Genomic DNA, 9,962 nt, shown 5'->3' on the forward strand with positions numbered 1-9,962 from the left:
GCAGCGATAGTGACGGTATCGCTGCAAACTGGCTTTATTATTACCACATTAGTTTAAGTTAGTGACCCGTGCTCTAGGACCTTTTACTTCTTCGGCTGTTGGCGCTGCTTTGGCTTTGAGTTGGGCGTCGATAATGTTTTTAGCGGCAATCAAAAAGCCAAGCCCTAAAAAGGCGCCTGGTGGCAGGATAGCAACTAAAAATTGATGATCGAACGAGAAGATCTCAATACGCAATACACTTGCCCAGTTGCCAAGGAGTAGCTCGGCACCATCAAATAGTGTTCCTTGACCAATGAGTTCGCGCATTGCACCCAGTACAAATAGCACCAGTGCAAAACCCAGCCCCATCATTAAACCATCCCAAACCGATAACAGCGGACTATTCTTCGAAGCGAATGCCTCGGCACGACCAATAATGGCGCAGTTGGTCACGATCAACGGAATAAATATACCAAGGGATTGATACAGACCAAAGGTATAAGCGTTCATGAGTAGTTGAATAACCGTAACAAAGGCGGCGATGATCATGACAAACACGGGAATACGAATGTCTTTTGGCACCCAGTTTCTCACCACCGATACGGTAAAGTTAGAACCAACCAGTACCAGTAATGTGGCAATACCAAGCCCTAAGGCATTGGTTACCGTTGAAGTCACCGCAAGGAGCGGACACAGCCCTAAAAGCTGTACCAGTGCAGGGTTATTTTGCCATGTACCTTCTTGAAAGAGCGATTTTAACTGACTCATTGCGACACCTCGCAAGTATTAGGCGCGTTAAATAGCGCATCAAAATGCGTTTTGGCAAACCATGCGGCCTGATTTACCGAGGTTACCACGGCACGTGGGGTAATGGTTGCGCCAGTAAATGAATCAAATTGACCGCCGTCTTTTTTCACATTCATTTTAGGATCTGCTTCACCTTCAACTTGAACACCGTTGAAAGTCGTTACCCAAGCCGATTTTGCCAGCTCGACCTTATCACCAAGGCCTGGGGTTTCTTCATGGCGCGTTACACGCACACCTGAGATCAGACCTTGTCTATCGATAGCGGTTAAGACATCAATATTGCCACTGTAGCCTTTGGGGGTGATGTGTCTCACTAAAAGAGCTGAGGGTTCGCCATTGAGTCTGGCTCTGTAAATGGTGTGCGGGCCGCCTGGGCCGAGTTCTAAGGCGTTGCTGGTGGTGCAATCCAAATACAGAGTATTGTCGTACTTATCTGCTGCAATCACCTGAGAAAGTAGTTGCATCAGGTGCTGCTGCTCTTGGCTGGCAATTTTATCTTTAGTGAGGTCATTAATCAGTGCGACCGCTCCTGTTGTTGCCAGTGCAAATGCCGCGAGGATGATGCCATTTTTCTGCATCGATTGAATTATCATGATTTAGCTCCATGACCATAAGTACGAGGCTGAGTGTAATGATCGATAAGTGGTACTGCCATATTCATGATCACAACCGCAAATGCCACCGCGTCTGGGTAGCCTCCAAATTGGCGAATCACATAGACAGTTAAGCCGATTGCCGTGCCGTAAATCAGGCGACCTAAGTTAGTGGTAGAGGCAGACACGGGATCGGTGGCAATAAATAAGGCACCAAGCATAGCGCCGCCACTTAACAAGTGGAATAGGGTGCCAGGCTCTGATTCAGGGGCAATGATATAGCCAACTGCGCTAGCAAGGCCAAGACTGGCAATAAAGGCCACAGGAATATGCCAGTTGATCACTTTGGCTTTTAGCAGATAAAGGCCGCCTAGCAAAAAGGCGAGGTTAACATATTGCCAACCAAGTCCTGCAAGTTCTCCAAAACCCTTTTTACTCATTGCCTCATTCACGGTTAAGCCTTGTGAGACTGCGGTTTTTACCGAGTCTAATGGCGTTGCACCAGTTGCACCGTCAATCACGCCCGCACGCCATACGTCAAGTGAGACACCTTGGCTGGTGGACTCAGTAAAGATCATCGCAAGTTGGTCGACAAAACTTAGCGACTCTAACGTGAGCGCTTGAATAGGTGACCATGAAGTCATTTGTACAGGGAAGGAGATCAGCAGTAATACATAGGCTGCCATGGCCGGATTGAAAAGATTAAAGCCAAGGCCACCGTATAGCTGTTTTACAATTGCGATGGCAAAAAATGCGCCGATGACGGTTATCCACCAAGGGGCTAGCGGCGGAATACTGATAGCCAGCAGCACGGCGGTAAGCCAAGCGCTTCCGTCGCTGAGACTGGGCCATATCGCTCGACCTCTTAGCTTTAGCACTAGCGCTTCAGCAAGGCTTGCGGTAATAAGCGCCAAAGCCAATTGGATCAATACACCAAAACCAAAATAGTAGGTTTGGACTAAGATCCCAGGAATACAGGCTGCCATGACGGTCATCATGATTTTGTTGACCGACTTATGGCTGTGATTGTGCGGGGATGAGGCCATGGTTAGTTTCATGACGGTTCATTTCCTTCTTGTTCTTTCGCTTGCTTCTTCGCTTTTGCTCTTGCAATTGCGGCTTTAACGGCGGCTTTTTTACGTGCTTCAGGGCTAAGAGCTTGTTGCTGCTCAGATGTGCCCTCAGCATCTTGCTCTGTACGGCTGGAGTCTGTTTCTGATCCCGCCGTTGGCTCATTTGCCTCTTTGCTTTGCTCACTCACGCTTTCGGTTTGAGTAGCTTCGGCTTGCTCGCTTTCGCTGGCTTCTTCTGCCTGTTTAGCGGCTTTTTTGGCCTTAGCTCTGGCAATTGCGGCGGCAACAGCTGCTTTACGTGGATCTTCCTCAGCGTTGTCGGTTTGAGCGCTTTGAACAGCGTCTGCTTGCTCGTCTGTGTTCTCGCCAGCTTCTTTAGCAGCTTTCTTGGCCTTAGCTCTGGCGATTGCGGCGGCCACGGCGGCTTTGCGTGGATCTTCCTCAGCGCTTGCCGTTGGAGCGGCTTCTGCTTGTTCGCTCACGCTTGCACCAGCTTCTTCCGCCTCTCTGGCGGCTTTCTTGGCCTTAGCTCTGGCGATTGCGGCTGCAACGGCGGCTTTACGTGGATCTTCCTCGGCGCTTTCCGTTGGAGCGGCTTCTGCTTGCTCGCTTGTGCTCTCGCCAGCTTCTTCCGCCTCTTTGGCAGCTTTCTTGGCCTTAGCTCTAGCAATTGCGGCAGCAACGGCGGCTTTACGTGGATCTTCGTCAGCGTTATCGGTTTGAGCACTGTGTGAAGCTTCAGCTTGCTCGCTTATGCTTTCACCTGCTTCTTTAGCGGCTTTCTTGGCCTTAGCTCTTGCAATTGCGGCGGCAACAGCGGCTTTTTTATCGCTTGGCGCTGCATTGGCTTCTGGTTCAGCTGTGTCTTCTGCGGCTGCTTTTTTGGCTTTAGCCCGGGCGATTGCAGCAGCTACGGCTGCCTTTTTATCATCTGTTGCTGCTGGCTCAGACTCAGGTGACGCTTGGGCTGCGGCCTTTTTCGCCTTTGCACGGGCAATGGCGGCGGCTACTGCATCTTTTTTATCTGTGCTTTCAGGCTGATCAGTTTTTTCTTCTTTATATTTACGCGCCTGCGCTTTGCGTTTTGCACGCTCTTCAGCAATGGCGCTGTTATCTGGCTCTAATTCGCCGTTCTCACCTCGTTTGGCTTTGGCGCGTGCAATCGCAGCTTGGACCGCGGATTTATCTGACTGCTTATCTTTAACGCGTGAGAGTGCTTCTTGTACTTTTTCTTTATCTGCGGCTTTTGGTGCAGCGCCCGCCGAACGGCGTTTATGTTTATTTTGGCGTTCTTCTTGTTCGCGCTCTAAGCGCTCTTTTCTTGCCTCAAAACGCTCTTTAGCACGCTCTGCTTTGACTTGTTCAAGCTTTTGTTCGCGAATGTCGGCTTTGGCTACACGATAGTATTGCACCAAGGGGATTTCGCTTGGGCAAACATAAGAGCACGCACCACATTCGATGCAGTCAAAGAGGTTATATTCCTCTAACTTTTGGTACTCTTTGCCTTTAGCAAACCATTGTAACTGCTGTGGTAATAAGCTTTGAGGGCAGGCATCTGCACAGGCACTACAGCGAATACATGCCTTTTCGTCCCCCGGGATCGCAAGTTCTTGGTTGTCTGGCGCGAGTATACAGTTGGTGGTTTTGACCACAGGGATCCTAACAGATGGCAAGGTAAAGCCCATCATTGGACCGCCCATGACTACACGCTGCGCCTCTACTGGCGAAAAGCCTTGTGAGTCTAGCAAGTGCTTTATTTCAGTGCCGAGTAAAGCCCACACATTGCTTGGCTGACCAATAGTATTACCGGTTACGGTAACTACGCGCTCAATAAGGGGTTTACCCTCAAAAATGGCTTGCCAAATTGCGAACAGTGTTCCAACGTTCTGCACCAGAACGCCGATATCTGCTGGTATTCCAGCACTTGGTACTTCTTTGGAAGTTAATAGCTTGACCAGTTGCTTTTCACCACCAGAGGGGTATTTGGTTGGCACACTACGGACTAAGATATCCTGATTATGTTGAGCTGCTGCGGTGATCGCCGCAATGGCTTCAGGTTTATTATCTTCAATGCCAAATAACACTTTTTGTGGCTTCAATATGCCTTGTAGCACTTCGACGCCTGCGATGATTTCTTTGGCGTGCTCACGCATCAAACGATCATCGGCTGTAATATATGGTTCGCACTCAATGCCATTGACGACTAAAAACTCAATGGGCTTTGGGCTGTCTGCTTTGACATAGGTTGGGAATCCCGCACCGCCCATACCGGCAATACCAGCTTGGTGGATAATATCGATAAGCTGTTTGTTATCAAGCGCGCTAATGTCGCTAATTGGGTTCAGTGGTGTCCACTTATCTTCACCGTCTGGGCGCAAAATAATACTGAGCTCAGGTAGCGCGGATGGATGCGCCGACGGCATCGGTTTTATCGCTTCAATGGTGCCAGATGTGGGGGCGTGAATGGGCAGCGACCAGTTCGTGCCTGGAGCCGTCAATGCTTGACCCTTAAGGACGTGATCGCCAGAGTTAACTAACAGGCTACCATTGGCACCAATGTGCTGCTTTAGTGGCAGGGTTAGTTTATCAGGCAAAGGTAAACGAGCAATCGGTTGTTGGTTGGATAATGTCTTTTGCTCTGGTGGATGGATGCCACCTGGGAACTGCCACAGTTTTCCGCTTTCTATTTGTTCAAGTAATGTTTCCACTTAAACCTCTTAATCAATCTGTGTCACAGGAATGGCGTCTAGCTGCCACTTCCACGTTTGCTTGGTCTGTGCAACCGGGATCATATCAATACAATCGACCGGGCAGGGCTCGACACACAGATCGCAGCCTGTGCACTCGTCGATGAGCACGGTGTGCATTTGTCTGGTTGCACCAACGATAGCATCCACGGGGCAAGCTTGAATGCATTTGGTACAGCCAATACATTCGTCTTCACGAATGTAAGCCACTTTCTTGACCGGCTCTGCGTCTTCTCCGCCAGCCAGTGGCTTTGCTTCTACGCCCATTAAGTCCGCCAGTTTTTTCACTGTAGCTTCACCGCCGGGAGGGCATTTATTTACGTCATCGCCATTCGCAATCGCTTCAGCGTAAGGTCGACAGCCGGGATAGCCACACTGGCCGCATTGAGTTTGTGGCAGAATAGCGTCTATTTGTTCAACAATTGGGTTGCTTTCAACTCGGTATTTCACTGCTGCATAGCCAAGCACAATACCAAAAATAAGCGCCAGCGCACCCAGTGCAAGTAATGCGTAAAGTAATGTCATATCTAAAACTTAACCAATCCAGAAAAGCCCATAAACGCAAGCGACATAAGTCCTGCGGTGATCATCGCTATCGATGCGCCTTTAAAGGGTGTCGGCACGTCAGCGACAGCCAAACGCTCACGCAAAGCGGCGAATAGCACCAAAACCATAGAAAAGCCAACCGCAGCGCCAAAACCATAGACTGCAGACTCTAAAAAGGTGTGGTCTTTTTTGATATTAAGTAGTGCGACGCCTAGTACAGCGCAGTTGGTGGTGATCAAAGGTAAGAAAATTCCCAGTAATCGATACAAGGTTGGACTGGTTTTACGTACCACCATCTCTGTAAATTGCACAACCACAGCGATAACCAAAATAAAGCTCATCGTTCTTAAAAAAGTGAGATCGAGCGGCAATAAAATATACTGATTGACCAAATAGCTGGTGACTGAGGCTAGCGTAAGAACAAAGGTGGTCGCTAACGACATTCCCACTGCGGTATCCAATTTTCCAGATACCCCCATAAATGGACATAAGCCCAAAAATTGGACTAAAACGAAGTTATTCACCAGCACGGTGCCAATGAGCAACAAAATGTATTCGGTCATTCCTGCCTCTATAACTTATTCACTTTATGCGGGTTTTCCCGTCAAATCGAGGTGATAGTTAACTGTATTAAAGAACTTACTAGGTGCAAGTTTTGACTGGATTTAATTCTGCTAAAAATACTTTTTAGTAGAATTAAACCGATAGCACCGTTCCGCTTTGAATTTTTTAAGTGAAAACATGTGCTTTGCTATCATTTAAGCTAGCGTCTCACATTTTATGAGGCTGTAGCTTGTCATGTAATGCTGACAGTTTTCATTCAGTTATTAGCAAGTAATCCTAATTCAGAGTTTGCTTATCAGGCTAAATATATGATTTTTTAGCAATAAAATCATGGTGATAGAGTGATTTTATTGCTAGATATTGGATTACCGCTAGCGCCGAAATAATCTTCAAGCTTATCTTTGTGAACTTCTTAAGATCCCATGGACAAACTTGAATGATAATTCCTGCCAATAGTAACACAGATTGTAACAGGTGTGGCAAATGATAGTGTGCGAAAGTCAGCGCAATGGCAGCGGGAAAGGGAAGGGCAAATACGTTGCCCTTGGAACTTTCGTTAAACTTGGATAAGGGGAGAATTATCCAAGCTCAGGTTACTTAGATTTCTTTTGGTTTTTCGATGTAATAGCCTTGTACACCGTCCAAACAAAGCGTTTCGACTATATGTTTCTCTTCTTGGCTCTCGATACCTTCGGCAAATACGTTGACACCGATACGGTGCGCAAGGTCAACCATTAAACGCATAAAATATTGATTATTCTTGTCTTCTTCAAGACCACGAGTATAGCTTGCATCCATTTTGATATAGTCAGGCTTTAAGTCTCTAAAAAACTTAAACGACGTTAAACCCACACCAAAACGCTCAACGGTGATACGAGCGCCGGCACGGTGCACCATATCAATAAAGCGCTTACTGGCTTTAATATTTTGCTGTAAGCCAAACTCGCTAACTTCAAATACCAGTTTAGAGGCGAGATTGGTTTCTTTTAACAAACGACGCTCTAACCAGATCACAAATTGATCGTTATGAGCGCTCGATGCGGTGACATTGATCCCAAAATACTTTTCATTAAAGTTACGCGTTTTGATAAGTTCTAGCGAGGTGTCGATGATCAGCTGATCAATCTCGATGGCCATTTCCAGCTTTTCCGCCATGGCAAGGAAAGAAGCCGTTGGTAGCATCTGTCCTTCTTCAGTTTTGAAGCGAGACTGGATCTCAGCATAGGCCTTAGAATTTTTACCAATTGGCATGATATTTTGCATCATCAAGCTAACACGTTTGCTGTTGATCACATCGCGGATCACGCGACGCCAGTTTTGATTGCCAAATCCAGCACTAACGTTATTCACTAGGTCAGATTCACGCTGAATATGCCAAGCATTGGCTTGCTTGCTTTGTGCCATACTCATGGCATTATCAACAACCGAGAGTAGCTCTCCAAGTGGTTTACCGTTCTCGTAAGGTACAATCCCAGTGTTTGCAACCGATGATAGTTCTTGGTTTTGCTGGAACTGAGTAAAACGCGCTTGCAGTGTTTCACCAAACTCTTCCGCTTCTTTACTTGGCACATTGGGTAAGATCACTGCAAAATCGGAACTATTTAAACGGAACACCTGGCTGCCGGCATAAGTACCGGTGACGTGTTTGATGATATCCGATACCGACTTAATGTATTCATCACCTTTTTGATAACCACGAGTTTGGTTAATGACCTGCAATTCAGAACAGCGGATCATCGCCAACGAGCCAAATGCCTTTTTAGCTGATGACTCGATATACTGCTCGTAATGTTCAACGAACATATTGCGGTTGCCAAGATCGGTGACTACATCTTTATACGCTTCTTGCTTGATAGTGTGAGCGGCATTTTTAATGTCTTCTTGCTTTGACTTTAAAAAGCTAGCTAATCGTTTAAAAGAGGGGACTAAATCATGCCCGAGTTCCGCCACTTTGCCATCATTAAAATCAAACTCAATATTGTCGGTAACTTGGTTTTGTGTGATGTATGAATCTACCGCACTGGCCACGGTCATACTGACGTTGCGATTGAGCTTCTTATAGACGCCTTGCATAAAGAAAACAGGAATAAAGGCAACTAGCGCTGAAATAACGATAAGTAGCAGTAGGGCTTGTTGTAGTAATTGCGCCTGACTTTGTGCATTGATCAAGAATTCAATTTTGATGTCTTTGGTATCGTTAACAGCAAATTGGGGGCGAATAGCATTGATATTTGATTCTATGAGTTCGGCGATAAAGGGGAGGTTGCTTGGTGTGTTGACTTGCAAAACAGTTTGGCCGTCAAAGTCTCGTACGATAAAAGTTGAGAAAACATCCCCGCTATTTAAGGCCTGACGGATATGTTCAGGAGTAACTTCAGTGAGTTTCTTATCCTTTATATACTCTGTCACCATGGTATGGGCACTTTGTTGTGCTTTGTTGATTGCAGAGTCAAAACTTGTTGCGAAAAAAAAGCTACCAATCAAGGAGAATAATAGCCAAGAGGTGACTTGGAGTACGATAAGTTTTTTAAAACCAGCCATAGTACGCTTCTTAAAGAGAGTTATTCCATAGTATCGGGTGCATTGCCAATTTCTTTATCAAATTCATCGGTTTGATTTTTGTCTGGTCGATAAATTGCAGAGAAGGTTGTTATTCGGGCAAATGCAGTGAGAATATTGCTTGTAGAGTAGTGTAAATGCTGGAAAAAGTCTAATGCTTTCGTGGAATTGGCTCCCCCTCCCCGACTCGAACGGGGGACCTGCGGATTAACAGTCCGTCGCTCTAACCAACTGAGCTAAGGGGGAACAATTTGGAACTTTAGAAATGCTCTTTTGAGCACTATCTTATTGATTGGCTCCCCCTCCCCGACTCGAACGGGGGACCTGCGGATTAACAGTCCGTCGCTCTAACCAACTGAGCTAAGGGGGAACTACAATAAAATGTTGACTTTCCGGTGAAGGAGTGGCTCCCCCTCCCCGACTCGAACGGGGGACCTGCGGATTAACAGTCCGTCGCTCTAACCAACTGAGCTAAGGGGGAATAGTCAAGTGTGAGAATTTGGCTCCCCCTCCCCGACTCGAACGGGGGACCTGCGGATTAACAGTCCGTCGCTCTAACCAACTGAGCTAAGGGGGAAGCGTATCTCTCAACGGGGCGAAATATTAATGACGACATTGCAAGGTGTCAACCACTAAAATCACAGAAACGTAAAAAACTCTACTAAGCGATGAATTAATGCGCTATTTGTTGGCTTTTTAGCTTGTTTAGTATTATTGATATAGGTCCTGTTGACCTTTGCGGTTTGATTTTTGTTCCCCTGAGTGGGTTTTGAGCGCGGCGCTCGACTTGCCGCCTAGTAATCTAAGCAAAAGTTGAGTGATAGGTAATTTATCATCGTTAATATAATGACTCTTAGCGAGTTTCGGTTTTAAAAACCTCATATCATGAAGAGCTGCAAAATATGAAATAGAAGCTGTTGTATAAAATTCCTAAATCATCATGTAGGGGGATGTCGAATAAAATTAACATATACAGTGTTTACTGTTTATCTATACAGTGATATATTCTGTTTAATGTATTTTTTGAACGTTTTGTTTGAATTATATCCCTAACTGCTCATTTTATGATGTTTTCTTGAGATCTTTAAATCATT

The 9,962-nt window shown here is 46.2% G+C and carries 7 protein-coding genes and 4 tRNA genes; all 11 read right to left on the reverse strand.

Translation table 11 applies throughout. The annotated features are described in order from the left end of the window. Positions 1 to 48: 48 nt before the first annotated feature. The gene (locus tag L3V43_RS13995) at positions 49 to 747 is read right to left on the reverse strand and encodes an electron transport complex subunit E (RefSeq protein ID WP_010370368.1); all 699 of its coding nucleotides are present in this window, start codon (positions 745 to 747) and stop codon (positions 49 to 51) included. Beyond that, positions 744 to 1,379 (reverse strand): electron transport complex subunit RsxG, encoded by a 636-nt coding sequence (gene rsxG / locus L3V43_RS14000; protein ID WP_102056240.1) that lies wholly within the window; start codon positions 1,377 to 1,379, stop codon positions 744 to 746. Before rsxG ends, L3V43_RS13995 begins: the two co-directional genes overlap by 4 nt. Further along, on the reverse strand, positions 1,376 to 2,437 hold the full coding sequence (gene rsxD / locus L3V43_RS14005; protein WP_237116778.1) for an electron transport complex subunit RsxD: 1,062 nt from the start codon (positions 2,435 to 2,437) through the stop codon (positions 1,376 to 1,378). Before rsxD ends, rsxG begins: the two co-directional genes overlap by 4 nt. Then, a complete protein-coding gene (gene rsxC, locus L3V43_RS14010; RefSeq protein WP_237116779.1) occupies positions 2,434 to 5,160 on the reverse strand; it encodes an electron transport complex subunit RsxC in 2,727 nt (908 codons plus the stop codon). The genes rsxD and rsxC overlap by 4 nt, the downstream gene beginning before the upstream one ends. A gap of 9 nt (positions 5,161 to 5,169) precedes the next feature. Beyond that, positions 5,170 to 5,724 (reverse strand): electron transport complex subunit RsxB, encoded by a 555-nt coding sequence (gene rsxB / locus L3V43_RS14015; protein ID WP_010370380.1) that lies wholly within the window; start codon positions 5,722 to 5,724, stop codon positions 5,170 to 5,172. Between the two features lie 2 nt (positions 5,725 to 5,726). Continuing rightward, positions 5,727 to 6,308 carry an electron transport complex subunit RsxA gene (gene rsxA / locus L3V43_RS14020; protein ID WP_010370383.1) on the reverse strand — a complete coding sequence of 194 codons (582 nt, stop codon included), beginning with the start codon at positions 6,306 to 6,308 and terminating at the stop codon, positions 5,727 to 5,729. A gap of 598 nt (positions 6,309 to 6,906) precedes the next feature. Then, positions 6,907 to 8,850, reverse strand: coding sequence for a GGDEF domain-containing protein (locus L3V43_RS14025; protein WP_102056243.1), 1,944 nt, complete (start codon positions 8,848 to 8,850; stop codon positions 6,907 to 6,909). Between the two features lie 187 nt (positions 8,851 to 9,037). Then, positions 9,038 to 9,114, reverse strand: a tRNA-Asn gene (locus L3V43_RS14030). Positions 9,115 to 9,161: 47 nt separating this feature from the next. Next, positions 9,162 to 9,238, reverse strand: a tRNA-Asn gene (locus L3V43_RS14035). 34 nt (positions 9,239 to 9,272) lie between these two features. Beyond that, positions 9,273 to 9,349: transfer RNA gene (locus L3V43_RS14040), tRNA-Asn, on the reverse strand. 19 nt (positions 9,350 to 9,368) lie between these two features. Continuing rightward, positions 9,369 to 9,445: transfer RNA gene (locus L3V43_RS14045), tRNA-Asn, on the reverse strand. Positions 9,446 to 9,962: the final 517 nt, after the last annotated feature.

Source organism: Pseudoalteromonas sp. L23 (genome assembly GCF_021728455.1).
Classification (GTDB): Bacteria; Pseudomonadota; Gammaproteobacteria; order Enterobacterales; family Alteromonadaceae; genus Pseudoalteromonas.

Excerpts from the sequence above, each read along its gene's own strand:
- L3V43_RS13995 (WP_010370368.1), bottom strand. The coding sequence starts at position 747 with ATGAGTCAGTTAAAATCGCTCTTTCAAGAAGGTACATGGCAAAATAAC.
- rsxG (WP_102056240.1), bottom strand. The coding sequence starts at position 1,379 with ATGATAATTCAATCGATGCAGAAAAATGGCATCATCCTCGCGGCATTT.
- rsxD (WP_237116778.1), bottom strand. The coding sequence starts at position 2,437 with ATGAAACTAACCATGGCCTCATCCCCGCACAATCACAGCCATAAGTCG.
- rsxB (WP_010370380.1), bottom strand. The coding sequence starts at position 5,724 with ATGACATTACTTTACGCATTACTTGCACTGGGTGCGCTGGCGCTTATT.
- rsxA (WP_010370383.1), bottom strand. The coding sequence starts at position 6,308 with ATGACCGAATACATTTTGTTGCTCATTGGCACCGTGCTGGTGAATAAC.
- L3V43_RS14025 (WP_102056243.1), bottom strand. The coding sequence starts at position 8,850 with ATGGCTGGTTTTAAAAAACTTATCGTACTCCAAGTCACCTCTTGGCTA.